General features: G+C 71.9%; 24 protein-coding genes. 14 read left to right on the top strand and 10 right to left on the bottom strand.

Going from position 1 to position 23,969, the window contains the following annotated elements:
• Positions 1-79 precede the first annotated feature (79 nt).
• Genes ACIRPX_RS07040 through ACIRPX_RS07030 form a run of 3 tightly spaced genes read left to right on the top strand, consistent with a single transcriptional unit; the run spans position 80 to position 1,861 of the window.
• Positions 80-925 (top strand): Scr1 family TA system antitoxin-like transcriptional regulator, encoded by an 846-nt coding sequence (locus ACIRPX_RS07040; RefSeq protein ID WP_404189403.1) that lies wholly within the window; start codon positions 80-82, stop codon positions 923-925.
• A complete protein-coding gene (locus ACIRPX_RS07035) occupies positions 885-1,076 on the top strand; it encodes a DUF397 domain-containing protein (protein ID WP_404189401.1) in 192 nt (63 codons plus the stop codon). The genes ACIRPX_RS07040 and ACIRPX_RS07035 overlap by 41 nt, the downstream gene beginning before the upstream one ends.
• Positions 1,077-1,120: 44 nt before the next feature.
• Complete coding sequence (locus ACIRPX_RS07030) at positions 1,121-1,861, top strand: class I SAM-dependent DNA methyltransferase (RefSeq protein WP_404189399.1); 741 nt, start codon at positions 1,121-1,123, stop codon at positions 1,859-1,861.
• Positions 1,862-1,885: 24 nt separating this feature from the next.
• On the opposite strand, the gene ACIRPX_RS07025 is transcribed toward ACIRPX_RS07030, so the two are convergent.
• The 4 genes from ACIRPX_RS07025 to ACIRPX_RS07010 form a co-directional block, all read right to left on the bottom strand.
• The gene (locus ACIRPX_RS07025) at positions 1,886-2,821 is read right to left on the bottom strand and encodes an EamA family transporter (protein ID WP_404189397.1); all 936 of its coding nucleotides are present in this window, start codon (positions 2,819-2,821) and stop codon (positions 1,886-1,888) included.
• A 161-nt stretch (positions 2,822-2,982) separates the two neighbouring features.
• Complete coding sequence (locus tag ACIRPX_RS07020; protein WP_404189394.1) at positions 2,983-4,950, bottom strand: ABC transporter ATP-binding protein; 1,968 nt, start codon at positions 4,948-4,950, stop codon at positions 2,983-2,985.
• Positions 4,951-5,031: 81 nt separating this feature from the next.
• On the bottom strand, positions 5,032-5,166 hold the full coding sequence (locus ACIRPX_RS07015) for a hypothetical protein (protein WP_404189391.1): 135 nt from the start codon (positions 5,164-5,166) through the stop codon (positions 5,032-5,034).
• Between the two features lie 243 nt (positions 5,167-5,409).
• Positions 5,410-8,361 (bottom strand): FAD-binding and (Fe-S)-binding domain-containing protein, encoded by a 2,952-nt coding sequence (locus tag ACIRPX_RS07010; protein WP_404189389.1) that lies wholly within the window; start codon positions 8,359-8,361, stop codon positions 5,410-5,412.
• Between the two features lie 263 nt (positions 8,362-8,624).
• Between ACIRPX_RS07010 and ACIRPX_RS07005 the strand changes: the two genes are divergently transcribed.
• From ACIRPX_RS07005 to serC, 7 genes are all read left to right on the top strand, one after another.
• Complete coding sequence (locus tag ACIRPX_RS07005; RefSeq protein ID WP_404189386.1) at positions 8,625-10,310, top strand: sensor histidine kinase; 1,686 nt, start codon at positions 8,625-8,627, stop codon at positions 10,308-10,310.
• Positions 10,307-10,714 carry a roadblock/LC7 domain-containing protein gene (locus ACIRPX_RS07000; RefSeq protein ID WP_404189384.1) on the top strand — a complete coding sequence of 136 codons (408 nt, stop codon included), beginning with the start codon at positions 10,307-10,309 and terminating at the stop codon, positions 10,712-10,714. Before ACIRPX_RS07005 ends, ACIRPX_RS07000 begins: the two co-directional genes overlap by 4 nt.
• On the top strand, positions 10,711-11,058 hold the full coding sequence (locus tag ACIRPX_RS06995) for a DUF742 domain-containing protein (protein WP_404189382.1): 348 nt from the start codon (positions 10,711-10,713) through the stop codon (positions 11,056-11,058). The genes ACIRPX_RS07000 and ACIRPX_RS06995 overlap by 4 nt, the downstream gene beginning before the upstream one ends.
• Complete coding sequence (locus ACIRPX_RS06990) at positions 11,039-11,659, top strand: GTP-binding protein (protein ID WP_404189379.1); 621 nt, start codon at positions 11,039-11,041, stop codon at positions 11,657-11,659. The genes ACIRPX_RS06995 and ACIRPX_RS06990 overlap by 20 nt, the downstream gene beginning before the upstream one ends.
• The gene (locus ACIRPX_RS06985; RefSeq protein ID WP_404189377.1) at positions 11,656-12,885 is read left to right on the top strand and encodes a cytochrome P450; all 1,230 of its coding nucleotides are present in this window, start codon (positions 11,656-11,658) and stop codon (positions 12,883-12,885) included. Before ACIRPX_RS06990 ends, ACIRPX_RS06985 begins: the two co-directional genes overlap by 4 nt.
• Complete coding sequence (locus ACIRPX_RS06980; protein WP_404189374.1) at positions 12,882-14,135, top strand: cytochrome P450; 1,254 nt, start codon at positions 12,882-12,884, stop codon at positions 14,133-14,135. Before ACIRPX_RS06985 ends, ACIRPX_RS06980 begins: the two co-directional genes overlap by 4 nt.
• Before the next feature lie 84 nt (positions 14,136-14,219).
• Complete coding sequence (gene serC, locus ACIRPX_RS06975; protein ID WP_404189372.1) at positions 14,220-15,338, top strand: phosphoserine transaminase; 1,119 nt, start codon at positions 14,220-14,222, stop codon at positions 15,336-15,338.
• Between the two features lie 151 nt (positions 15,339-15,489).
• Here the strand turns inward: serC and ACIRPX_RS06970 are convergent, their stop codons facing one another.
• Positions 15,490-16,464, bottom strand: a complete 975-nt coding sequence (locus ACIRPX_RS06970) for a WD40 repeat domain-containing protein (RefSeq protein ID WP_404189370.1) — start codon at positions 16,462-16,464, stop codon at positions 15,490-15,492.
• A 125-nt stretch (positions 16,465-16,589) separates the two neighbouring features.
• Between ACIRPX_RS06970 and ACIRPX_RS06965 the strand changes: the two genes are divergently transcribed.
• Entirely contained in the window at positions 16,590-17,270 is a 681-nt protein-coding gene (locus ACIRPX_RS06965) for an SGNH/GDSL hydrolase family protein (RefSeq protein WP_404189368.1), read from the top strand.
• Positions 17,271-17,400: 130 nt separating this feature from the next.
• Here the strand turns inward: ACIRPX_RS06965 and ACIRPX_RS06960 are convergent, their stop codons facing one another.
• Both ACIRPX_RS06960 and thpR read right to left on the bottom strand, forming a co-directional pair.
• Positions 17,401-18,390 (bottom strand): aldo/keto reductase, encoded by a 990-nt coding sequence (locus ACIRPX_RS06960; RefSeq protein ID WP_404189365.1) that lies wholly within the window; start codon positions 18,388-18,390, stop codon positions 17,401-17,403.
• A 317-nt stretch (positions 18,391-18,707) separates the two neighbouring features.
• Positions 18,708-19,289: an RNA 2',3'-cyclic phosphodiesterase gene (thpR, locus tag ACIRPX_RS06955; RefSeq protein WP_404189362.1), complete on the bottom strand. Its 582-nt coding sequence runs from the start codon at positions 19,287-19,289 to the stop codon at positions 18,708-18,710.
• A gap of 26 nt (positions 19,290-19,315) precedes the next feature.
• Here thpR and ACIRPX_RS06950 point away from each other — a divergent pair, with 26 nt between their 5' ends.
• A complete protein-coding gene (locus ACIRPX_RS06950) occupies positions 19,316-19,834 on the top strand; it encodes a GNAT family N-acetyltransferase (RefSeq protein ID WP_404189360.1) in 519 nt (172 codons plus the stop codon).
• 28 nt (positions 19,835-19,862) lie between these two features.
• On the opposite strand, the gene ACIRPX_RS06945 is transcribed toward ACIRPX_RS06950, so the two are convergent.
• Together ACIRPX_RS06945 and ACIRPX_RS06940 are read right to left on the bottom strand one after the other, a co-directional pair.
• Positions 19,863-21,224, bottom strand: coding sequence for an MFS transporter (locus tag ACIRPX_RS06945; protein WP_404189357.1), 1,362 nt, complete (start codon positions 21,222-21,224; stop codon positions 19,863-19,865).
• 24 nt (positions 21,225-21,248) lie between these two features.
• Entirely contained in the window at positions 21,249-21,686 is a 438-nt protein-coding gene (locus ACIRPX_RS06940) for a MarR family winged helix-turn-helix transcriptional regulator (protein WP_404189354.1), read from the bottom strand.
• Between the two features lie 185 nt (positions 21,687-21,871).
• Between ACIRPX_RS06940 and ACIRPX_RS06935 the strand changes: the two genes are divergently transcribed.
• Complete coding sequence (locus ACIRPX_RS06935) at positions 21,872-22,060, top strand: ribbon-helix-helix protein, CopG family (protein WP_404190236.1); 189 nt, start codon at positions 21,872-21,874, stop codon at positions 22,058-22,060.
• A 9-nt stretch (positions 22,061-22,069) separates the two neighbouring features.
• On the opposite strand, the gene ACIRPX_RS06930 is transcribed toward ACIRPX_RS06935, so the two are convergent.
• Positions 22,070-23,521: an NCS2 family permease gene (locus ACIRPX_RS06930; protein WP_404189351.1), complete on the bottom strand. Its 1,452-nt coding sequence runs from the start codon at positions 23,519-23,521 to the stop codon at positions 22,070-22,072.
• 119 nt (positions 23,522-23,640) lie between these two features.
• On the opposite strand from ACIRPX_RS06930, the gene ACIRPX_RS06925 reads away from it, so the two are divergent.
• Complete coding sequence (locus ACIRPX_RS06925) at positions 23,641-23,907, top strand: DUF2530 domain-containing protein (RefSeq protein WP_404189348.1); 267 nt, start codon at positions 23,641-23,643, stop codon at positions 23,905-23,907.
• Positions 23,908-23,969 lie beyond the last annotated feature (62 nt).

Raw genomic sequence — 23,969 nt, 5'->3', positions numbered from 1 at the left:
GCTTGCATTGATTTGTTTTCCACAGGCCGGGACCTCTGCGCGTCCGCCTGGCTACGCTTGGTGATCGGAGGTGGTGTCCGTGCAGGTCCGTGAGCTCGATCCCAGCGGGTCTCCCCTGGACTACTACGGCTACGAGCTACGGCGGGCCCGGGAGGCGGCGGGCCTGACCCAGCAGGCGCTCGGCTCGATCGTGTTCTGCACGGGGTCCCTGATCGGCCAGATCGAGACGACGCTGCGGGTCCCGACGCGGGAGTTCTCCGAACGGGTGGACGCGGCGCTGGGGACGGACGGGACGTTCTCGCGCCTGGTGGGGTTGGTGCTGCGCAGCCAGCTGCCGAGCTGGTTCCAGCCGTATGCGGAGATGGAGGCGCGGGCGGCGTACATCTCCGTCTATCAAGCGCAGGTGGTCTACGGGCTTCTCCAGACGCGGGCCTACGCGCAGGCGCTGCTGGCAGTCCGCGAGAGAGACTCCGTCGACGCCATGGTGGCCGCGCGGCTGGATCGCCAGCGCATCCTGGACAGGCCTGAACCGCCGGTGACGTGGGTGGTGCTGAGCGAGGCGACACTGCATCAGGAGGTGGGCGGCCGCAAGGTCATGCGGGATCAGCTGGCCCATCTGTTGACTCTGCAACAGCGCAGGTGGCTGGACATCCAGGTGCTTCCGTTCGAGGCGGGTGCGCACACGGGGCTGATGGGCTCGTTCAACTTGCTGCGCTTCGACAACGACCCGGCCATCGTCTACACCGAGGACTTCGTCCAGGGGCACATGACGGCCAATCCACCCGCTGTCAGGGAGGGTTCCGCCCGTTACGATCACCTGCAGGCTGCGGCCCTTTCCCCGAGGGATTCGGCCACCCTGATCGCCCGCGTGATGGAGGAACGATATGGGAACCGATCCGGCCCTGATAGACGCGCAGTGGCGTAAGTCCTCGTTCAGCGGCGACACCGGAGGCGATTGCGTCGAGGTCGCCGATCTCTCCTCCCACACAGCCATCCGCGACTCCAAGAACCCCGCCGGAGGCGTGGTCACCGTGACGGCCGGGGCGTTCTCCGCCTTCCTGCGCATCCTCCGCTGAAAAAACGCGCGCACCGTCCACCGGCGGAGCAGTACCGTCGCCCGATGCTTGATGAGGACGGTTACTTCGGAGAGTCCGTGGCCGCGGGGTACGACGACTCCTCGGCCGAGATGTTCGCGGCGCAGGTCGTGGGACCCGCCGTCGACGTGCTGGCGGAGCTGGCCGGGGGCGGGCGAGCCCTCGAACTGGGCGTCGGCACCGGGCGGATCGCCCTTCCCCTGTCGGCCCGCGGTGTCGAGGTGCACGGGATCGACATGTCCCGCGCGATGGTGGAGCGGCTGCGGGCCAAGCCCGGAGGCAAGGAGATCGGGGTCACGATCGGGGACTTCGCGACGACCACCGTGCAGGGGGGCTTCGCGCTCGCGTACCTGGTCTTCAACACGATCGCGAACCTCACCACCCAGGACGCCCAGGTCGACTGCTTCCGCAATGTCGCCGAACATCTGGAACCCGGCGGCCGCTTCGTCGTCGAGGTCGGCGTGCCCGACCTGCGCCGGCTGCCGCCCGGGCAGAACGCGGTGCCGTTCCACGTGAGCGAGGGACGCCTCGGCTTCGACGAGTACGACGTCGCCACGCAGTCGATGACCTCGCACCATGTGCGGGTGCGAGACGGCCGCAGCGAGTACCTCTCCGTCCCGTTCCGCTACGTATGGCCCTCCGAGCTCGATCTCATGGCCCGGCTGGCCGGGATGCGGCTCGCGGACCGGTGGGACGGATGGACCGGGGAGCCGTTCACGAGTGAGAGCCGACAGCACGTGTCGGTCTGGGAGAAGCCGACCGACTGAGCCGGCACCATGTCACGGGGCCGGTCAGGCCTCCGGCGGATTCGGCACCTTGCGGCGGCCCACCTGGGTCCGCACCGCACCCATGCTCGCCGCGATGACCATGGCGATCGCGGCGGCCTGCGCGGCGGACAGGGCCTGGCCGAGGATCAGGAAGCCCGCCGTCGCGGCGAGGGCCGGTTCCAGGCTCATCATGATCGCGAAGGTGGAGGCGGGGAGGCGGCGCAGGGCGAGGAGTTCGAAGGTGTACGGCAGGACGGAGGAGAGGATCGCGACCGCCGAACCCAGGGCGACCGTGGTCGGATCGGTGAGCTTCGAGCCCGATTCCGCGACGCCCAGCGGCAGCATCAGCAGCGCTCCGACCGCCATGGCCAGCGCGAGCCCGTCGGCCTGCGGGAACCGCCGCCCCGTACGCGCGCTGAAGATGATGTACGTCGCCCACATGGCACCCGCACCCAGCGCGAAGGCGACCCCGACCGGGTCGAGGCCGCCCAGGCCTCCGCCGCCGCTGAGGAGCACCACACCGCCGAGCGCGAGCGCGGCCCAGACCGCGTTCAGCGCGCGGCGGGAGGCGAGGACGGAGAGCGCGAGCGGGCCGAGGACCTCCAGGGTGACCGCGGCGCCGAGCGGGATGCGGTCGGCCGCCTGGTAGAAGAGGCCGTTCATGGCGCCCATCGCGACACCGAAGACGACGACCGTGCCCCAGTCGGCGCGCGAGTGGCCGCGCAGGCGCGGCCGGCACACCACCAGCAGGACGACCGCCGCCGCGATCAGGCGCAGGGTGACGACGCCGAGCGCGCCGGCCCTCGGCATCAGGCTCACCGCGAGCGCCGCACCGAACTGCACCGAGAGCCCGGCCGCGAGCACCAGCCCGACCGGACCGAGGGAGCCCCCGCGGCCCGGGGCGCCGGATGTGGACACCGCGGAGGGCGAGGACGTGGTGGCGGTGCTGGGGGTGGTCACGGGCGGTCCAGGTGCTCGGTCGATGTTCGTGCACCAGGGTGCACTGTCAAGTCCAGGGTAATGGACTTGGTCAGGCGTGTGAACCTGTTTTGCCACTGTCCCGCATCCTGGACCCGGATGGCGACTCGACGGCCGGCCCAGATGGCGATTCAGGCGGCGATTCAGATGCCGGGCCAGGGCTTCTCGTCACGGAAGAGGGGACGCCCGTCGGGAAGGCTGGCGGGCCACGAGACGTAGGGTTCGTGGGCCTCGTAGCCCTGCGCATACACCGGCTGTGCGGGCTGAACCGACTCCATCGGCTGATCCACGAACAGCGGCAGCTTCAGCTCGGCCGTGTCCAGCACGGCGTTGTTCTGCGAGCGGTGCAGCCGGGCGTACGCCCCGCCCCATGCGAGCAGCTCCTCGTGGCGGCCCGTCTCCACGATCCGGCCGCGGTCGACGACCAGGATGCGGTCGGCGTCGGGAGCCAGGTTGAGGTCGTGGGTGATCATGATCGTCGTACGGCCGGTCATCAGGCGGCGCAGCGGCTTGACCACCCGGCGGGCGGCCATGGCGTCGAGCCCTGTGGTCGGCTCGTCGAGCACCAGCACGGGTGCGTCGCGCAGGATCGCGCGGGCGATCGCGAGGCGCTGGAGCTGCCCGCCCGACAGCCGGGCCGAGTTGGGGTCGACCCTGGTGTCGTAGCCCTCGGGGAGCCGGACGACGAAGTCGTGCGCGTCGGCCGCCCGTGCCGCGTCCTCGATGGCCTGCTCGCTGGCGCCGGGGCGGCCGCACGCGATGTTGGCGCGGACGGTGTCGTGCAGGACGAGCGTCTCCTGGGGGAGCAGGGTGACGTACTCGCGCAGTCGGGCGAGCGGGAAGTCGCGCAGGGGGACACCGTCCAGCAGCACCTCGCCCGCGTCAGGGTCGTAGAAGCGGAGCAGCAGCTTGGAGACCGTCGACTTGCCCGCGCCGCTCGGTCCGGTGACGATCACCAGCTCGCCGGGGGCGACCGTGAAGGACAGGTCCCGCAGGGCGCTGGTGTCGGCGCCGGGGTAGCCGAAACAGACGCTTCGCAACTCGACCGTGCCGTCGGGGCGGCCGGGCGTGGTGCCGCGGCGCGGGTCGGTGACGGACGGCCCGACGTCCAGGACCTCGATCAGCCGCTCCGCACCCGCCGTCGCCGCGGTGACCGTGAGGCCGAGCTGGGCCAGGCCGCGCACCGGCGGATAGAGGTAGCCGAGGAAGGCGGCGAAGGCGAGGAGCTGGCCGAGGGTCATCCGGCCGGTGGAGATCTCCCAGGCGCCGATGCCGATCACCGCGAGCACGCACACCGTCTCGATGACCTGCACGAGCTGCTCGTAGGCCTCGTTGAGGCGGGTGGAGCGGACGGAGGCGCGGAACCAGGCGGTCGCCTCCTCGTGCAGCCGCCGGCGCTCGGCGTCCCGGCGGTCGTAGGCCTGCGTGAGCACGATGTTGGACAGCGACTCCTCGACCACGGAGGTGATCGCGCCGTCGGCGACCCGGCCCTGCCTGGAAACGTCCTTGATGGAGCCCGAGAAACGGCGGGCCGCCAGCCAGAACAGCGGGGCGAGGACGAAGGTGGCGGCCGCCAGGTCCCAGCGCAGCCAGAAGGCGGCGGCCGCGTAGAAGAGGGCGGAGAAGGCGGCCGACGCGGCGCCGACCAGGCCGGAGACGACCATGGTCTCGATCGCCTCCACGTCGCCGGTCATACGCGACAATAGGTCGCCCTGGCGGTGGCGTTGGAAGAAGTGCGGCGGCAACTGCTGTACGTGGTCGAAGACATGCTCGCGCAGTCGCATCACGAAGCGCTCGGTGACCCATGCGGCGAGCGAGTTGCCCGCGTACGCGACGACCGCGCCGACGACCGCCACCCCCAGCCATTTCACGGCCGGGCCCCAGAAGGCGTCGAGCGATCCCTTCTGCAGGGCGTTGTCGGTGAGGTCGCCGAAGAGCAGGACGGCCTCGGTCTCGGCGAGCGCGGCGAGCACGGTGCACACCCAGACGGCCGGCAGCCATTTTCTCAGGCCCCTGGTCAGCGGCCAGAAACGGCGGAAAGCGGTGCGGGCCGGAATGGTGGGCGCGTCCTCGTATTCGAGTTCCTCATCCTCTTCCTCTTCCGTATCCATTTCCCGGCCCTCCGCCCCGTATATTCCTGAATTCAGTGAAGCGAAGAGGGCCGACGGCGTGGACGTCGGCCCTCTGGCTCATCAGTTGTCGTGGCCGGGGATCGGCTTCGGCACCGGCGGCTTGGGGTGCTTCTTCCTGGGCTTCGGCTTCGGCGGCGGGGGAAGCTGCTTCGACTTGGGCTTGGGGGGCAGCGGGGCGAGCTTCTTGAGGCTCATTCCGACTCCTTGAGATCGTGCATGGCTGAAGGGGTGAGAATCCTCTGCGGATACCGACGGGATTTCTTTCCGGATCGTCATCCGGGATCTTCCGTCGCCCGACACCGAAGAACCTACACACCTCTCATCCCAAGGAACGGCAAAGTCGGCCCGGTAACGGCAAACAGCTACTGTGAATACCTTGGTGATTCCTGAGGGACCCCCACCCAAGCTGAGAGTTCTCTTATGAAGCTGAGAGTGGGCTTATGAAAGCCGAGAGCCCGCCCATGAGATCTCGTCCAGCGCCTCGGCCAGCACCTCCGCCAGATGCCGTCCGCGCACGCCGGCCAGCTGCTCCAGCTGGGTCCGGCAGGAGAAGCCGTCCGCGAGGACGACCGACCCCTGCCCAGCGCCCCGCACCGCGGGCAGCAACTGGTCCTCCGCGCACGCCTTCGACACCGCGAAGTGCCCCTTCTCGAAGCCGAAGTTGCCCGCGAGGCCGCAGCAGCCGCCCACCAGCTCCCCGGTGAGACCGGCCGCTTCGCGCAGCCGGCGGTCGGCGGCGTCGCCGAGCACCGCGTGCTGGTGGCAGTGGGTCTGGCCGGTGACCGGGCGGTTCAGGGACGGCGGCACCCAGTCCGGGGCGAACCGCTCCAGCGCCTCCGCGAAGGTCAGGACCGAGGCGGCGAGCCGGGCCGCGCGGGGGTCGTCGGCCAGCAGCTCGGGCAGATCGGTGCGCAGGGCGGCGGCGCAGCTCGGCTCCAGGACGACCAGGGGCATGAAGCCCTCCCCCAGCTCGGGACGCAGCAGCGGGTCCAGCATGTCGAGCGTGCGGCGCAACACCGCGCGGGCCCGGTCGAGTTGGCCGGTCGACAAATACGTAAGGCCGCAGCAGACCCGGCTCCGCGGGGCCGGCCGCAGGCCCCGGCTGTACCAGGTGCTGCCGTCCGCCTCCCTCGTCTCCCGCACGGTCGGCCGCATCCTCGGGATCGGCACCGGCTTCAGACCGGCCGCCTCCAGGACCCGCAGCGCGGCCTTCCCGACGTCCGGCGAGAGGTGCTCCGTGAAGGTGTCGGGCCACAGGAAGACGGTCTTTCCGCCCGCCGTCTCCTCCTCGTGCTCCGGCCCCGCCTCCCGGACCGTCCGCCGTTCCTGCGCCCGCGCCCGGCGCCCGTACCAGCCGGTGAAGGTCTCGGACGCCACCCGCGGGATGCGCCGCTCGGGCGCGATCCCCCCGATGCGCCGGGCGAGCGACGCCAACGGACCGATGGAGGCGAGGGCGTTGACGAGCGGCGCGGTGCGCGTGCGCGCCACCCAGCGCAGCCACACCGGCAGCCGTCCCATGCTGTGGTGCGCGGCCGGGCGGCGCCGGCCCTCGTAGTGGTGGTGCAGGAACTCCGCCTTGTACGTGGCCATGTCGACCCCGACCGGGCAGTCGGAGCGGCATCCCTTGCAGGACAGGCACAGATCCAGCGCGTCCCGTACCTCGGTGGAGCGCCAGCCGTCGGTCACCAGCTCCCCGGCGAGCATCTCGTGCAGCAGCCGGGCCCGCCCGCGCGTGGAGTGCTCCTCCGCGCCGGTCGCCCGGAAGGACGGGCACATCACGGACGAGCCGGCCGCCGCCGTCGTACGGCACTTGGCGACGCCGACGCAGCGCCGCACCGCCGCCCGGAAGTCGCCGCCGTCCGCGGGGTAGCCGAAGGCCACGTCGACCGGCCTGCCGGGCAGCACCGAGAAGCGGAGGTTGGCGTCCAGGGGCGCGGGGCGCACCAGCATCCCGGGGTTGAGGAGGTCGTCCGGGTCCCAGACGGCCTTGGCGCGCTCGAAGACGCCGACCAGCTCGGGGCCGTACATCCTGGGCAGCAGTTCGGCCCGCGCCTGCCCGTCCCCGTGCTCCCCGGACAGCGAACCGCCGTGCGCGACGACCAGGTCGGCCAGCTCCTCGGAGAACCGGCGGAAGCGGGCGACGCCGGCCTCGGTCAGCAGGTCGAAGTCGATGCGGACGTGGATGCAGCCGTCCCCGAAGTGACCGTAGGGAGTGCCGCGCAGACCGTGGGAGGTCAGCAGCCCGCGGAAGTCGCGCAGATAGGCGCCGAGGCGTGCGGGCGGCACCGCGCAGTCCTCCCAGCCCGGCCATGCCTCGCTCCCGTCCGGCATCCGGGTCGCCGTGCCGCTCGCGTCCTCCCGGATCCGCCACAGCGCCCGCTGCCCGGCGGGATCGGTGACGACCAGGGCGTCCAGGACGTCGGCGGCCCGTACGACCGCCTCCGCACGCGCGCGTGCCTCGGCCGGCGACTCCCCTCCCGTCTCCACGAACAGCCAGGCCCCGCCCCGCGGCAGCACGGCCGTGGACGGCACCAGGTCGGCCGCCATCCCCTCCACCGTGAGCGGCGCGTGCTCCAGCAGTCCCGCCGCGGCCTCGGCGGCGGCGCTCTCGTCGGCGTACGCCAGCACGGCCAGCGCTCGCGCGCGCGGCGCCTCCACGAGCCGTACGACCGCCTCTGTGAGCACGCCCAGCGTGCCCTCGCTGCCGCAGAAGGAACGGGCGACGTCGGCGCCCTTCTCCGGCAGCAGCGCGTCCAGTGCGTACCCGGAGATACGGCGGGGCAGCTCCGGAAAGCCGGTCCGCAGCCGCGCCAGCTCCCCGTCCACCAGCGCCCGCAGGCCCTCGGGCGCGCCCGCCCACTCCTGCCCCAGCCGCAGCCGCCGCCCGCGCGCGGTGACCACGTCCAGCTCCCGCACGCTGTCCGCCGTGGTGCCCCAGGCGACCGAGTGCGAGCCGCAGGCGTTGTTCCCGATCATCCCGCCGAGCGTGCACCGGCTGTGGGTGGAGGGGTCGGGCCCGAACCGCAGACCGTGCGGCGCGGCCGCCGCCTGGAGTCGGTCGAGGACGAGCCCCGGCTGCACGACGGCCGTCCGCGCCTGCGGGTCGACCGACAGCAGCCGGTTCATATGACGGGTGAAGTCCAGCACCACGCCGGTGCCGGTGGCCTGTCCGGCGATCGACGTGCCGCCGCCGCGCGCCACGACCGGCACCCCGTGCTCCCGGCACACCGCCAGCACGGCCGCCACGTCGTCCGCGTCCCGGGGTGCCACCACCCCCAGCGGAACCCGCCGGTAGTTCGAGGCGTCCATGGTGGCCAGCGCCCGGGAGGTGACGTCGAAACCGACGTCACCGCGGACGGCCCTGCGCAGTTCGCCTTGGAGATCCGTCATGCTCCCAGCATGCATCCGGCGACCGACCGTCACGATGCCTCTGTCCACAGGCGCTGCGCCGCGCCGTGCCGGAACCTGGGAAACGGATCCAGAACCTTCCCAATTCGATCACGAACTCCCATATAGTGAGCGACAGTTGGGTAACAGGTGTCGCTTCGCACGCAGGAACGGCAGCTCTTCCCCGGAAACGACAGCCCTTCCTCCAGGAACGACAGCGGAACCCGATCAAGCAGGACGACCGAGGCCTACCGAGGACCCGATTCATGACCGCCCCCCACCTGCCCGGCGAACGCCCCACCTTCCGCACCGTCGCACCCGCCCCGCTGCTCACGGCCCTGCTGGCCGCGGCCGCGGTCGCCGGCGCGGTCGTCCGCGTGCCCGAACGGCAGCGCACCGCGCTCGCCCTCGGCGCCGGCACGGGCGCGCTGCTCCTGTGCGCCGCCGTCGCGCTGGCCGCGTACGCGCTGCAGGCGGCCCGGATCGGCCGGCGCCGGCTGGAGGCCGTCACCGAGGACGCCGGCCGGCTGCTGCAGGACCGGGTGCGGCAGAGCGCGCAGTTCGACCAGGAGCGGGTGCGCCTGACCGAGGAGCTGACCCATGAGCGGGCCCGCCACGCGGCGGAGCTCACCCAGGAACGGGTGCGGCTGACCGCCGGGTTCGAGCAGGACCGCGCCCGCCTGACCGCCGAGAACGCCCGCCTGACCGAGCAGGCCCGCCGGGCCGGCCACGAACGCGCCGCGGCGGTCTCCGCCACCGCCAACGCGGCGGGCCGCATGCAGGCGCTGGCCACCGGCATGCTCGCCGACCTGCGCGCCATGGAGGAGCGGCACGAGGACGAGGACGTCCTCGCCGACCTGCTCCACCTCGACCACCGCACCGCGCAGGCGGGCCGGCTCGCCGACTCCGTCGCCGTCCTCGCGGGCGCCCGCTCCGGCCGCCGCTGGGCCCGCCCCATCGCCATGGAGTCGATCCTGCGCGGCGCCATGGGCCGCATCGGCGGCTACCAGCGCGTGCGCGTGCACTCCGCCAGCGAGGCCGCCGTCGCCGGGCACGCCGCCGAGGGCGTGATGCACGCGCTCGCCGAACTCCTCGACAACGCGGCGAACTTCTCGCCGCCCACCGCCGAGGTGCACGTCTACGTCGAGGAGGTCCCGGCCGGCGTCATCGTGTCCGTGGAGGACAGCGGCCTGGTCATGGGCGACGTGCAGCTGCGCCGCGCCGAACAGGCCGTCGCGGGCGACGAGGCGGAGCTGGGCGGTCTCACCGGCACCCGGCTCGGCCTGGCGGTCGTCGGCCGGCTCGCCCGCAAGTACGGCCTCAAGGTGTCCTTCCGGCCGTCCGCGCGCGGCGGCACCGGCGTCCTCGTGCTCGTCCCGCAGGACATCCTGGTACCGGAGCAGTACGCCCCGCGCCCCCAGGACGCGCTGCCCCTGCCGGAGTCACGCGCCGGCCGCCCGCAGCCGTCGCCCGGGTCCGAGTCTGCGTCCGCCGCCGCCTCCGCGCCCGCGTCCGCCGCCGCACGTCCGGAGCCCGTCGACGAGCACCCGCAGAGGTCGTACGAGACCCGGCACACCACCCCGGACCGGGACACCGGCGCGGACCACGTCCGCACCCATCACCACGGGACCGCCGGACCCGAGGCGGACGCGGTCGTCGCGGGCCTGCCCAGGCGCCGCCGGGGCCGCGCGCTCGCCGAGGCCGAGCAGGAGCGGGAGCGCGCACGCACGCGTGCGGCCGACTCCGCCACCGCCGGACCGGGTCCCGCCCCCGTCCCGCTGGACGACCCCCTCGCCCGCGCCGCCCGCTTCAGCAGCTTCCGCCGGGCCGTACGCGGCTCCCTGTCGGACCAGGACGCGCCCGCACCGCACGAGGACACCGCCGCGCCCTCCGCCACATCGTCAGCCACCTCTCACCCGCACCCGGACCCGGAAGGCAACTCCACGTCATGACCGGCACGACCACCGCCGACGCGAAGCTCACCTGGCTCATCGAGGGCCTCCTGGAGCGCACGCCGGGCGCGCGGCACGCGCTCGTGCTGTCCCGGGACGGCCTCAAGCTGTGCCGGACACCGGAGCTCACCGTCGACCAGGCCGACCAGCTCGCCGCGATCGCCGCCGGAATCCAGTCGCTGTCGCACGGCGCCTCGGTGGAGTTCGGGGACGGCACCGGAGGCGTGCGCTCGGCGATGACCGAGTTCTACGGAGGGGTGCTGTTCATCGTGGAGGCGGGCGAGGGCGCGCACCTGGCCGTGGTGACCACGGAGGACGCCGACGCCGGGCTGGTCGGCCACAACATGAACGAGCTGGTGGAACAGCTCGGCGCCCACCTGACCGCGCAGCCCCGGACCTCATGAGCCGCCCCGGCAGGGACGACTCACCCGACCGCCTCTACACCCTCACGGGAGGCCGCGCCCGCTCGGCGCCGGACAGCCCGTTCGACCTGGTGACCCTCGTGGTCGCCGAGTGCGATCCGGCGCCCGGCATGCAGTCGGAGCACGCGGCCATCCTGCGGCTCACCCGGCTCCCGACGGCCGTCGTCGAGCTGGCCGCCGAGCTGAGGCTCCCCGTGAGCATCACCAAGATCCTGCTCGCCGACCTGCTCACGGCGGGCCGCGTCAGCGCCCGCCACCCGCGCAGGGCCGCCGTCCCCGATCCCGACGTCCTGGAACAGGTGCTCGTTGGACTCCGCAACCTCTGACGCGCGCATCCCGCTGCACGTCACGGCCGACAACGGCCTGAAGATCGTGGTCGTCGGCGGCTTCGGCGCCGGCAAGACGACCCTCATCCGCTCGGTCAGCGAGATACGCCCCCTCAACACCGAGGAGACGATGACCCGGGCGGGCGAGCACCTCGACGACATCAGCGAGGTGCGCGACAAGAAGGCCACCACGGTCGCCTTCGACTTCGGCCGCATCACGCTCGACACCCGCAACGTGCTGTACCTCTTCGGCGCACCGGGCCAGGAGCGCTTCTGGTTCCTCTGGGACCGGCTCTTCGCCGGCACGCTCGGCGCGGTCGTCCTGGTCGACACCCGCCGTATCGACGACTCCTGGTACGCGATCGACCGGCTGGAGCACCACGGCACGCCGTTCATCGTGGCCTGCAACGACTTCGGCGGCCCGGCCTACGCCCCGCAGCAGATCCGCGAGGCGCTCGACCTCGACCCGCACGTGCCGCTGCTCGACTGCGACGCCCGTTCCCGCGCCTCCGGCAAGCAGGTCCTGATCACGCTGGTGGAACACGTCGGCAACCGGTACGCGGACCGACCCGACCGATCCTCACAGGAGTTGGCACTGTGACCGCCCCCACCGCCCCCGTACCGCTCGGCGGACCCAGGTTCCAGACCGAACCCGCGCAGCTGTACCGGGAGATGCGGCGCGAGCACGGCGCCGTCACACCGGTCCTGCTCGACGGCGACGTACCGGCCTGGCTGGTGCTCGGCTACCGCGAGCTGCACCAGGTCACCGGCGATCCCGTGCTGTTCAGCCGGGACTCCGACCTGTGGAACCAGTGGGACCGCATCCCCGACGACTGGCCCCTGCTGCCGATGATCGGCCGCAGGCAGCCGTCGATCCTCTACACCGTCGGGGAACGCCACCGCGAGCGCGCCGCGATGATCAGCGGTGCGCTGGAGGCGGTCAGCCCCTTCGAACTGCGCGGCCATGCCGAGCAGTTCGCCGACGAGCTGATCGACTCGTTCGCCGCCCGCGGCGAGGCGGACGTCGTCGCCGACTACGCGATGCTGCTGCCCGTGCGCGTCCTGGCCCGCCTCTTCGGCTTCCCGGACGACCAGGGGCCGGGCCTGGTGACCGCGCTGAACGACATGATCGACGGCCGTGAGCGGGCGATCGCCGGACAGACCCATCTGGCCACGTCCATGGCCCAGTTGCTGGCAGAGCGACGGGCCGAGCCGGCCGACGACGTGGTGTCGCGGATGCTCGCCGACCCCGGCGGCTTCAGCGAGGAGGAGATCGCCCAGGACCTGATGGTGATGATGGCGGCCGGCCACCAGCCCACCGCCGACTGGATCGGCAACTCGCTGCGCCTGATGCTCACCGACGACCGGTTCGCGGCCTCCCTGTTCGGCGGCCGCAACAGCGTCGCCGACGCCATGAACGAGGTCCTGTGGGAGGACACGCCCACACAGAACGTGGCCGGCCGCTGGGCCGCCCGCGACACCCAGCTCGGCGGCCGCCGCATCCGCACCGGCGACCTGCTGCTGCTCGGTCTCCAGGGCGCCAACTCCGACCCCCAGGTGCGCACCGACGGCTCCGCGCTCACCGGCGGCAACAGCGCGCACTTCTCCTTCGGGCACGGCGAGCACCGGTGTCCGTTCCCCGCGCAGGAGGTCGCCGAGGTCATCGCGCGCACCGCCATCGAGGTCGTCCTGGACCGCCTGCCCGACATCGACCTCGCCGTACCGGCCGGGTCCCTGACGCGTCGGCCCTCGCCCTGGCTGCGCGGGCTGACCCAACTGCCCGTGCGGTTCGCCCCGACCCCGGCCCTGGGAGGCACCCCCGTATGACGACGACCGGCATCGAAGAGACCGGCGCGGAAGGCACCCGTATCGCGCTCGACCCCTTCGTCACCGACCTGGACGGCGAGAGCACGAAGCTGCGCGCCGCGGGCCCGCTGGCGGCCGTGGAACTGCCCGGTGGAGTCCCCGTCTGGGCCGTCACCCACCACGCCGAGGCGAAACAACTCCTCACCGATCCGCGCCTGGTCAAGGACATCGAGGTCTGGGGCGCCTGGCGGCGCGGCGAGATACCCCCCGACTGGCCGCTGATCGGGCTCGCCAACCCGGGCCGCTCCATGCTCACCGTGGACGGCGCCGACCACCGCCGCCTGCGCACCCTGGTCGCGCAGGCGCTCACCCCGCGCCGGGTGGAGCGGATGCGGGAGCGGATCACCGGGTTCACCGAGAGCCTGCTGGACGGCCTGGCCGCTGACCCGGAGTCGGTCGTGGACCTGAAGGCGGCCTTCGCCTACCCGCTGCCCATGTACGTCATCGCCGACCTGATGGGCATCGACGAGGCGCGGCTGCCCCGGCTGAAGGAGCTGTTCGAGAAGTTCTTCTCCACGCAGACCCCGCCGGCCGAGGTCGTCGCCACGCTCACCGAACTCGCCGGCATCATGGCCGACACCGTCGCCGCCAAACGCGCCGCGCCCGGCGACGACCTCACCTCCGCCCTGATCCTCGCCTCGGAGGACGGCGACCACCTCACCGACCAGGAGATCGTCTCCACCCTCCAGCTGATGGTGGCGGCGGGCCACGAGACGACGATCTCCCTCATCGTCAACGCCGTGCTCAACCTGTCACTCCATCCGGACCAGCGAACCCTCGTGCTGTCCGGCGCGGCGGACTGGTCGTCGGTGATCGAGGAGACGCTGCGCCACTCCACCCCCACCTCGCACGTCCTGATCCGCTTCGCCACCGAGGACGTCCCGGTCGGCGACAGGGTGCTGCCCGCGGGCGACGCGCTGATCGTGTCGTACGCCGCGATCGGCCGCGACGAGCAGGCCCACGGCCCGACGGCCGGCGACTTCGACATCACCCGCACCTCGGCCAACCGCCACATCAGCTTCGGTCACGGCCCGCACGTGTGCCCCGGCGCGGCCCTGTCCCGCCTGGAGGCCGGCGTGGCCCTCCCGGCCCTCTACGCCCGCTTCCCGCACCTGGATCTGGCGGTCCCGGCGGGCGCGCTGCGCCACAAGCCGGTGGTGACGCAGAACGACCTGTTCGAGCTGCCGGTGCGGCTGTCCCCGCCGGCCTGATCGCACCGGCCACGGGCCGCAGGACGCGTCTCATCGGACGGACACGTTTCCGGCGGGTTTCACCGAAGAGATACCCTCCGGCTCGTGGCTGAGATTCAGATTCCCGCTGACATCAAGCCCGCGGACGGACGTTTCGGCGCGGGTCCCTCCAAGGTACGGACGGAGGCGCTGGACGCCCTCGCCGCGACCGGTACCTCTCTGCTCGGCACGTCCCACCGCCAGGCCCCGGTGAAGAACCTGGTCGGCAAGGTGCGCGAAGGCATCTCCGACCTGTTCCGGCTGCCCGAGGGCTACGAGGTGGTCCTCGGCAACGGCGGCTCCACGGCGTTCTGGGACATCGCCACCCACGGCCTGATCGAGAACAAGTCGCAGCACCTCAACTTCGGTGAGTTCAGCTCGAAGTTCGCCAAGGCCGCCAAGCTGGCGCCGTGGCTGGCCGAGCCCACCGTGATCGCCTCCGACCCCGGCACCCACCCGCAGCCGCGGGCCGAGGCGGGCGTCGACGTCTACGCCTTCACGCACAACGAGACCTCGACCGGTGTCGCCATGCCGATCAAGCGCGTGGCCGGTGCCGACGAGGGCGCCCTGGTCCTGGTCGACGCCACCTCCGGCGCCGGCGGCCTGCCGGTGGACGTGTCGGAGACGGACGTCTACTACTTCGCCCCGCAGAAGTCCTTCGCCTCCGACGGCGGCCTGTGGATCGGCGTGTTCTCCCCGGCCGCGATCGAGCGCGCCGAGCGGGTGCACGCCTCCGGCCGCCACGTCCCGGAGTTCTTCTCGCTCCCGACGGCGATCGACAACTCCCGCAAGAACCAGACGTACAACACCCCGGCCCTGGCCACCCTGTTCCTGCTGAACCAGCAGCTGGAGTGGCTCAACGGCCAGGGCGGCCTGGACTGGTCGGTCCGCCGCACGGCCGCCTCCTCGCGCACGCTGTACGGCTGGGCCGAGGACGCGAAGTTCGCGACGCCGTTCGTCACCGACCCGGCGCAGCGCTCCCAGGTCATCGGCACCATCGACTTCACCGACGAGGTCGACGCGGCCGCCGTCGCCAAGGTGCTGCGCGCCAACGGCATCGTCGACACCGAGCCCTACCGCAAGCTCGGCCGCAACCAGCTCCGCGTCGCGATGTTCCCGGCGATCGACCCGGCGGACGTCGAGGCCCTGACGAAGTGCGTCGACTACGTGATCGAGAAGCTGTAGCCGTCTCCGGTACGACGGTGGAGGGCGCCGGGTGCATGCACCCGGCGCCCTTCTCTCATCCCGCCCTGCGGGCCGCCCGCGCCACCGCGCCCCCGCCCGGCGCTCCGCCCAAGCCGAAGCCGAAACCCGTCGAAGCGGCCTGCCGCCGGGCTCAGTCGCGCCGCAGCAGGCGGCGGAAGCCGAAGATGACGGCCGCCGCGGCGACGACGGCCAGCGCACCCACCTTGAGGGTGCCGGCCGAGGCGCCGCCGCCGCTCTCCGGGCTCGCCGAACTCCCGCTGGACGAAGGTGACTTGGCGCCGCTCTTCGCGCCCGGCGCGTCCTCCACCTGCACCGGGCTGTCGGAGCCCTCGCTGCCGTAGAGGAGCCGGGTCCCGTCGATCGAGTAGGTGACGGACTCGCCCTGCCCCTGGAGCGGTACGTTCAGCCGGCCCTCGCGCTTGATCCTCCCGCCGTTCCAGGCGTAGGAGATCCCGCCGAAGTAGCCGCGCACGGCGAGCTGCCGGCCGTCGGGCGACAGGGCCGCGTCGGTGGCCCAGAGGTCGACGACGGCGACCGGCCGGAAGATGTTCGCACCGGAGGTGGAGAGCTTGGCCGGCCCCTCGTAGAGGTGCCCGCCGTCCTCGTTCTTGTCGATGATGTACGCCCGGCCGGTCTTCGGGTCGACGACCAGCGACTCGGCGTTGCGCGGCCCGTCCGCGTACTTCACGACGTACTGCGTGGCCCGGATCGTCTGGTCGACCAGCTTCTTCGGCTCGGGCAGCCGGTAGATCCACACGTACGGCCACGTGCCGCCCAGGTTGTCGCCGATGTCGCCGAGGTAGATCTCGTTGCCGGGGCCGATGGAGATGGCCTCCACGTCACGGGGCCGGCCGACGCCGCTGAACGTGACGCGGGCGACCGTCTTCCCCGTCGCGCTGTCCACCGCGTAGATGTAGGGGCCGTCGTCGCTGTCGTTGTGCGTCCAGTAGATCCCGGGGTGCAGACGGGAGGCGGCGAGGCCGCTGGACTCGGTGATGCGGGGGTCCTTGATGGTGAACCCCCGGCCGCCGTCGTCGGCCGCGGCGGGCAGGGCGAAGACGCCCACGAGCAGGACTCCGGCGAGGAGGGCGAACGGTCGGCGCATGCCCCAAGCCTGCCATCCCGCCGAACGGTTGACCGCCCGCACCGGGTTCCCGACGCGCTCCAGCGTGGCAGGCCTCACACCTCACCCGTCCCATTGATCCCCCGCGCATCGTCCATGATGAGCGGATGCTCAGGTTCATGCCGGTCGGCGACTCGATGACCATCGGGAGCGCCGGCGAACACACCTGGCGGTACCGGATGTGGCGGCACCTTCGGGACACGTACGGCGGCCCGTTCACCCTGGTCGGCCCGCGCGAGACGCTCCACGACAGGGCGACGGACGCGCCGACCTCGTACGAGTACGCCGATCCCGCCTTCCCCTGCGCCCATCTGGCCGGCTGGGGCGAGGGCTGGCAGCACATGGTCCCGCTGATCGGCGAGGCGGTGCGCTCCTGCCGCGCGGACGTGCTGCTGGTCTCGCTGGGCCTGATCGACCTGGGCTTCTACACGAACGCGGACCAGACCGCCGGCAACGTACGGCGCTTCGTGGCGGAGGCGAGGGCGGGCAGGCCACGGGTGCGGATCGTGGTGCTCCCGGTGATCCCCAACGTCCGCGCCGGCGCCGACGAGCCCTTCGCGGCCCAGGTCGCCCGCTTCAACGAACTGCTGGCGAAGACGCTCGCCGACCTGGACGAGCCCCGCTCCCCGCTCCTGCTGGCCTCGCCCCCGCCCTCGTACGACGTCAACCTCGACACCTACGACGGCACACACCCGAACGCGAGCGGCGAGCACAAGATCGCGGCGGCCTTCGCGGACGCGATGCACCAGGCGTGGGGGGTGGGCGAGCCCTACCCCTACGAGGGCTGAGCCGGTCCCCCTGCCCGGAGCGCACTCCACGCCGTTGGCCGGGTCGTCATGACGTACACGCCGAAGCCACCGCCCGCCCCTCGCCTCGAACGCGGGCGGAAGGCGACGGCTCCGGCACGGAGCCGCTACCTCACCATGCGAAGGCTTCGGGAGACGGTCCGGGACCGGGGAAGATCTCGTCCAGGGACGTCAGCAGTTCCTCGCTCAGCTCCAGTTGCAGGGCGCGCAGCGCCGAGTCCAGCTGCTCCCGCGTGCGAGGGCCGACGATCGGGCCGGTGACGCCGGGGCGGGTCAGCAGCCAGGCGAGCGCCGCTTCACCGGGCTCCAGGCCGTGCTTGTCGAGGAGGTTCTCGTACGCCTGGATCTGCTCGCGTGTCTTGGTGTCCTTGAGCGCGTCGGCAGCGCGGCCGCTCGCCCGGCGCCCCTGTCCGGCCTCCTTCTTGAGGACGCCGCCGAGCAGTCCTCCGTGCAGCGGAGACCAGGGGATGACCCCGAGGCCGTAGTCCTGCGCCGCCGGGATGACCTCCATCTCGGCGCGGCGCTCAGCGAGGTTGTAGAGGCACTGCTCGCTGACCAGGCCCATGCGGCCGTGCCGGGCGGCGGTCTCGTTGGCCTGGGCGATCTTGTAGCCGGGGAAGTTGGAGGACCCGGCGTAGAGGATCTTGCCCTGCTGGACCAGGACGTCGATCGCCTGCCAGATCTCCTCGAACGGCGTCGACCGGTCGATGTGATGGAACTGGTAGACGTCGATGTGGTCGGTCTGCAGCCGCTTGAGGGAGGCGTCGACGGCTCGCCGGATGTTCACCGCGGAGAGCTTGTCGTGGTTGGGCCAGACGTCCCCGTCGCCCGCCATGTTCCCGTACACCTTGGTGGCGAGGACGACCTTGTCGCGCCGCCCGCCGCCCTGGGCGAACCACGTACCGATGATCTCCTCGGTGCGGCCCTTGTTCTCGCCCCACCCGTAGACGTTGGCCGTGTCCAGAAAGTTCAGACCCGCGTCGACAGCGGCGTCCATGATGCCGTGGCTGGTTGATTCGTCTGTCTGCGGACCGAAGTTCATCGTGCCGAGGACGAGTCGGCTGACCTTGAGTCCGGTGCGTCCGAGCTGGGTGTACTTCATGGGCCACAAGCCAACTGCTTCGAGTCCGCTCCAGGCAAGGGCATCGGCTTCCGCCGTCAGGAGTCGTCCCCGAGCCTACGGAGACCTGCTCGACCGGCACGGGGTGGAGGCCGGTGAGGCCGCTCCCGCCCGGCCGCCGGCCCGGCGGACCGGCGGCGGTCGGCTACCTTCCGACCGCCGCCGCGAACGCCACCACGACGAACAACAGCACCAGTGCACCGGCCATGATCCGGTTCCGAGTCTTCGGGTCCACGCCATCGAGCGTAACCGCCCCGGCCCGGCGCCCGGCGGCCGACCACCTCGTCCGTGCCCCGGCGTCACACGGCCCGGACCGGCCCGTCCAGCGGCCACCGGGCAACCGCCTCGTAGCGTGGCTGCTCGCCCGGTACGCCCGACACCGGCAGATTGCTGCGGACCAGGGCCAGCTCCGTCACCGTCCAGGTGGGCCCGGTGCATGCCCGGAGAGGGGTCAGGTACGGGCTGACGTCCAGTGCGTCGCGGCTGCGGGCCAGGGTCAGGTGGGCCCGGTAGCGGCGGTGCTCCCCCATCGGTACGCCCGCCTTGCGGGCCGCCGCCTCCGCGCGGTCCGCGAGCAGGCGCAGGGCCGCGAGGTCGCCCTGCGCGCCGGCCCACAGCGCCCGGCCCTGCCCGAACTGGCCGCCGCCGTGGACGGCGAGGGCGAACGGCCCGGTCCGGTGCGCGGCACGCGCCAGTCGGGCCGAGAGCTCCGGTACGCGCTCGTCCTCGACCTCGCCGTAGAAGGCGAGCGTGAAGTGCCAGCCGGGGCGCCCGGTCCAGCGCAGCCGCTCCGCACCGGGCAGTGCCCGCAACCGGTCCACCTCCGCGGCGAGTTCACGCACCACGTCCGCGGGCGGCAGCACGGCGGCGAAGAGTCTCATGCGCACCACCCTGCCACCATGAGGGCATGGAGATCACCATCAGAGAAGGCGGACCCGACGACGTCCCCGCGATACTCGCCATGCTCGACAGCTGCGTGGAGTGGCTGACGGCGCAGGGGCGGACCCAACAGTGGGGATCCAAGCCCCTGTCGCGGCACGAGCGGACCGTCGCGTCGGTCGTCGGGTACATGGACGAGGGCGTCACCTACCTCGCCGAGGCCGACGGCACACCGGCCGCCACCCTCACGCTCACCGACGCCCCCGGCGCCTACCTCTCCCACCTCGACCCGCCCGGCGAGCCCGAGCGCTACATCCACTGGCTCGCCTCCGACCGCCGCTACCAGGGGCACGGCATCGGCAGCGCGCTCCTCGCGCACGCCGCCGAGGAGACCAGGCGGGCCGGCATCACCCTGCTCCGCGTGGACTGCTACGCCGGCCAGGACGGCAAGCTGGTCCGCTACTACGAGGACAACGGCTTCAGCCGCACCGAGACCTACGTCGTCGGCGACGGCTGGCCGGGGCAGGTGCTGGCCCGGAGGCTGTGACCCCCGGGCCGGCTCCGCCGCCGCGCCGTCACGCCGCCGGTGCCAGCTGCTCCTGCACCTCGCGCGGTACGAACCGCAGGTGCGGGTGGCCCCGGTTCCAGCCGACCGAGAGGCGGAGGTTGCCGACGCGGGCCAGGACCAGGCCGATCGCGATCGCGGCGGCCGCCGCGATCGCGCCGCCGACGGCGAGGCCCGCGCGGACGCCGTACGCGTCCGTGATCCACCCGGCGATCGGCGCGCCGATCGGCGTGCCGCCCATGAACACCATCATGTAGAGGGACATCACCCGCCCCCGCATGGCCGGGTCGGTGCTGACCTGGACGCTGGTGTTGGCGGTGACGTTGACCGTCATGCCGAACATCCCGAGCGGGGCCATGATGAGGGCGAACAGCCACAGCGACGGCGCCGCGGCGGCCACCAGCTCCAGTCCGCCGAAGACCACCGCGGCCGCGATCATGACCCGCATCCGGGCCGCGCCGCGCCGGGCCGCGAGCAGCGCGCCCGCCAGCGAGCCGACCGCCATCAGCGTGTTGAAGAGGCTGTACGCACCGGCGCCGGCGTGGAAGGCGTCGTCGGCGAAGGCGGACAGGTAGACCGGGAAGTTGAACCCGAACGTGCCGATGAAGCCGACCAGGGTGATGGTCCAGATCAGCTCGGGGCGGCCGGCGACGTAGCGCAGGCCCTCCCGCAGCTGTCCCTTGCCGCGCGGGCTGCGCTCGACGACGTGCAGCTCACGCGAGCGCATCGCCAGCAGTCCGCCGATGGTGGCGACGAAGGACAGGCCGTTGAACAGGAACGCCCAGCCGGTGCCCACCCCGGTGATCATCAGGCCCGCGACGGCGGGCCCGATCAGCCGCGCCGACTGGAAGTTGGCCGAGTTCAGGCTGACCGCGTTCTGCAGCTGGTCCGGGCCGACCATTTCGGAGACGAAGGACTGACGGGCCGGGTTGTCGACGACCGTGGCGAGACCCACCGCGAAGGCGGCGACGTAGACGTGCCAGACCTGGACGTCCCCGGAGAGGGTGAGCACGGAGAGCGCGACGGCGGTGACGCCCATCGCGGCCTGTGTGAACAGCAGCGTGCGCCGCTTGGGCAGCCGGTCGACGAGGACGCCGCCGTAGAGGCCGAAGAGCAGCATCGGCAGGAACTGCAGTGCCGTCGTGACGCCGACGGCCGTGGCGGAGCCGGTGAGGCTGAGCACCAGCCAGTCCTGCGCGATGCGCTGCATCCAGGTGCCGATGTTGGAGACGACCTGGCCGACGAAGAACAGCCGGTAGTTGCGGACCTTCAGCGAGGCGAACATCGAGGACTTGGCGGCGGGTGGGGGGACGGGCAGGGGGTTGCGGGTGGTCGGTGCGGGGGCGGAGTCTGCTCCGGATCCCGTACTCAAAAGGGTTCGCCTCCTCGTTGTGGCTTACAGATGAGCGAGCTTCTCCAGCACGGGGGCGGCGGCGCGCAGTTTCGCCCACTCGTCCTCGTCCAGCCCCTCGACCAGGCTGGCCAGGAAGGCGTTCCGCTTGGTGCGGCTCTCGTCGAGCATCGCCTCGGCCTGCTCGGTCTGGGTGACGACCTTCTGGCGCCGGTCCTCCGGGTGCGGCTCCAGCCGGACCAGCCCCTTGGCCTCGAGCAGGGCGACGATGCGGGTCATCGACGGCGGCTGCACGTGCTCCTTGCGGGCTAGCTCGCCCGGGGTGGCCGTACCGCAGCGGGCCAGGGTGCCCAGCACCGACATCTCGGTGGGGCTCAGCGACTCGTCGACCCGCTGGTGCTTGAGCCGGCGGGACAGCCGCATCACAGCTGAGCGCAGGGAGTTCACGGCGGCAGCGTCGTCGCCATGGGTGAGGTCCGACATATCCTTAGAGTAACTCATTACCCTCGCTAAACAAGCTGGCGGGCGGGCGGAATTCCCGTGACTCCGGCCACGGAAAGGCCGCCGGCACAGGGCGCAGGGGCCGCTCCCCGCCAAACACAGCATCACCCGTACGAGTGAGTCGGCTGCAGAAAGTGAACATCTCAGCGAGCCCGCCCGAGACCCTCGTGTTCATGGGGACCAGCGTGCTCAGCCTGCGGATCGACGGGGAGCTGCTCGAACGGCTCCGGGACCACGCCGCCAAACGGGGAATGAGCGTCCAGGACTACGTGGTCCGGACGCTCATCCGGGGCGACTTCGACGAGCGGTTCCACGCCGCCGTCGAGGAGACGGAGAAGTTCTACGGGGTCACGTGAGCGCGCGGCTCACGTCAGGCCGAGGGCCGGCATCAGGTAGTAGAAGGCGAAGACCGCCGCGACGACGTACATCGCCACCGGGATCTCCCTGGCCCGGCCGGCCGCGAGGCGCAGCACGACGAAGGTGAGGAAGCCCATGCCGATGCCGTTGGTGATCGAGTAGGTGAACGGCATCATCACCATCGTCACGAAGGCCGGGATCGCGATCGTGTGGTCGGCCCAGTCGATCTCCTTGACCGAGCCGGCCAGGATCAGGAAGCCCACCGCGAGCAGGGCCGGGGTGGCCGCCTGGGACGGGACCATGGTGGCCACCGGCGTGAGGAACAGCGCCACGGCGAACAGGGCGCCGGTGACCACGTTCGCGAAGCCGGTGCGCGCGCCTTCGCCGACGCCGGCCGTGGACTCCACGAAGCAGGTGGTCGCCGAGGAGGAGCTGGCGCCGCCCGCCGCGACCGCGATGCCGTCGACGAAGAGGACCTTGTTGATGCCGGGCATCTGGCCCTGGGCGTCGGTCAGCTTGGCCTCGTCGCTGACGCCCATGATCGTGCCCATCGCGTCGAAGAAGCACGACAGCAGCACGGTGAAGACGAACAGGACGCCGGTCAGCACGCCGACGTCGGAGAAGCCGCCGAACAGGCTGACCTTGCCGATCAGGCCGAAGTCCGGGGTGGCGACGGGGTTGCCGGGCCACTTGGGCGTGGTCAGGCCCCAGCTGGGGACCTTCGCGACGGCGTTGACGACCACCGCGACGACCGTCATCGCGACGATCGAGATCAGGATCGCGCCCGGGACCTTGCGGACGATCAGCGCGAGGGTGAGCAGGGCGCCCAGGATGAAGACGAGCACCGGCCAGCCGTTGAGGTGGCCGTCGGCGCCGAGCTGGAGCGGCACGGTGGTCTGCGCGGCGTCCGGGATGCGGGAGACGAATCCGGAGTCGACCAGCCCGATCAGCATGATGAACAGGCCGATGCCGATGGCGATGGCCTTGCGCAGGCCGTAGGGGACGGCGTTCATCACGCGCTCGCGCAGGCCGGTGGCGACCAGCAGCATCACGACGACGCCGGCGAGTACGACCATGCCCATCGCGTCCGGCCAGGACATCCGGGGTGCGAGCTGGAGCGCGACGACCGAGTTCACCCCGAGGCCGGCGGCGAGCGCGATCGGCACGTTGCCGACGACTCCCATGAGGAGCGTGGTGAAGGCGGCGGTCAGCGCGGTCGCGGTCACCAGCTGCCCGTTGTCCAGCTGGTGACCGTACATGTCCTTCGCGCTGCCCAGGATGATCGGGTTCAGCACGACGATGTAGGCCATCGCGAAGAAGGTGGCGAAACCGCCGCGGATCTCACGCGGGAGCGAGCTGCCCCGCTCGGAGATCTTGAAGTAGCGGTCGAGTGCGCCGTGGGCGGGCGTCTGCCCCGGCTGACCGGGTGCGGGGACCTTGGCGGGAGCCGAGGTGGACATTGGATGTTCCTACGAGGAGATTCAGACAGGTTCAGACGTAAACGGTTTCAGTATGAACATATGAAGCCCGCGCACGCTATCTCCGCGCGTAGACCTGATCGCCTCGTAAGCTGTCCCCCATGGCGAAGTGGACACCGAAGCACGAGGCGCCGGAGCCCCTGGAGGGCCCCGTCGTCGCCACCATCACGGGCGGCACGATCCTCTGGTTCGCCCTCTTCCTGGTGCAGCTCCCCTTCTACGGCTGGTTCGACGACCACGGGCACACCTGGTGGCTGTGGACCTGCCTGGCCGGCGGCGTGCTCGGCCTGTACGGCATCTGGTTCGTCAGGAAGCGGGACGCGGCGATCAAGCGCGCGGCGGCGCCGAAGGCGCCGTCCGCCGAGTGAGCCCGCCCGCCGGGCGAGCCGTCCGCGGGCCGCACGTACTACCACCGCACGACGCGGCTCCT

The organism is Streptomyces sp. NPDC101225, assembly GCF_044767585.1.
Classification (GTDB): domain Bacteria; phylum Actinomycetota; class Actinomycetes; order Streptomycetales; family Streptomycetaceae; genus Streptomyces.
The sequence above is the reverse complement of the archived record's forward strand: the minus strand, read 5'-3'. Positions and strand labels throughout refer to the sequence as shown.

What these genes read in the sequence shown, in the direction of transcription:
- ACIRPX_RS07035 (WP_404189401.1), top strand. Translation starts at nt 885, where the DNA reads ATGGGAACCGATCCGGCCCTGATAGACGCGCAGTGGCGTAAGTCCTCG.
- ACIRPX_RS07030 (WP_404189399.1), top strand. Translation starts at nt 1,121, where the DNA reads ATGCTTGATGAGGACGGTTACTTCGGAGAGTCCGTGGCCGCGGGGTAC.
- ACIRPX_RS07020 (WP_404189394.1), bottom strand. Translation starts at nt 4,950, where the DNA reads ATGGATACGGAAGAGGAAGAGGATGAGGAACTCGAATACGAGGACGCG.
- ACIRPX_RS07015 (WP_404189391.1), bottom strand. Translation starts at nt 5,166, where the DNA reads ATGAGCCTCAAGAAGCTCGCCCCGCTGCCCCCCAAGCCCAAGTCGAAG.
- ACIRPX_RS07010 (WP_404189389.1), bottom strand. Translation starts at nt 8,361, where the DNA reads ATGACGGATCTCCAAGGCGAACTGCGCAGGGCCGTCCGCGGTGACGTC.
- ACIRPX_RS07005 (WP_404189386.1), top strand. Translation starts at nt 8,625, where the DNA reads ATGACCGCCCCCCACCTGCCCGGCGAACGCCCCACCTTCCGCACCGTC.
- ACIRPX_RS07000 (WP_404189384.1), top strand. Translation starts at nt 10,307, where the DNA reads ATGACCGGCACGACCACCGCCGACGCGAAGCTCACCTGGCTCATCGAG.
- ACIRPX_RS06995 (WP_404189382.1), top strand. Translation starts at nt 10,711, where the DNA reads ATGAGCCGCCCCGGCAGGGACGACTCACCCGACCGCCTCTACACCCTC.
- ACIRPX_RS06980 (WP_404189374.1), top strand. Translation starts at nt 12,882, where the DNA reads ATGACGACGACCGGCATCGAAGAGACCGGCGCGGAAGGCACCCGTATC.
- ACIRPX_RS06970 (WP_404189370.1), bottom strand. Translation starts at nt 16,464, where the DNA reads ATGCGCCGACCGTTCGCCCTCCTCGCCGGAGTCCTGCTCGTGGGCGTC.
- ACIRPX_RS06965 (WP_404189368.1), top strand. Translation starts at nt 16,590, where the DNA reads ATGCTCAGGTTCATGCCGGTCGGCGACTCGATGACCATCGGGAGCGCC.
- ACIRPX_RS06960 (WP_404189365.1), bottom strand. Translation starts at nt 18,390, where the DNA reads ATGAAGTACACCCAGCTCGGACGCACCGGACTCAAGGTCAGCCGACTC.
- thpR (WP_404189362.1), bottom strand. Translation starts at nt 19,289, where the DNA reads ATGAGACTCTTCGCCGCCGTGCTGCCGCCCGCGGACGTGGTGCGTGAA.
- ACIRPX_RS06950 (WP_404189360.1), top strand. Translation starts at nt 19,316, where the DNA reads ATGGAGATCACCATCAGAGAAGGCGGACCCGACGACGTCCCCGCGATA.
- ACIRPX_RS06940 (WP_404189354.1), bottom strand. Translation starts at nt 21,686, where the DNA reads ATGTCGGACCTCACCCATGGCGACGACGCTGCCGCCGTGAACTCCCTG.
- ACIRPX_RS06930 (WP_404189351.1), bottom strand. Translation starts at nt 23,521, where the DNA reads ATGTCCACCTCGGCTCCCGCCAAGGTCCCCGCACCCGGTCAGCCGGGG.
- ACIRPX_RS06925 (WP_404189348.1), top strand. Translation starts at nt 23,641, where the DNA reads ATGGCGAAGTGGACACCGAAGCACGAGGCGCCGGAGCCCCTGGAGGGC.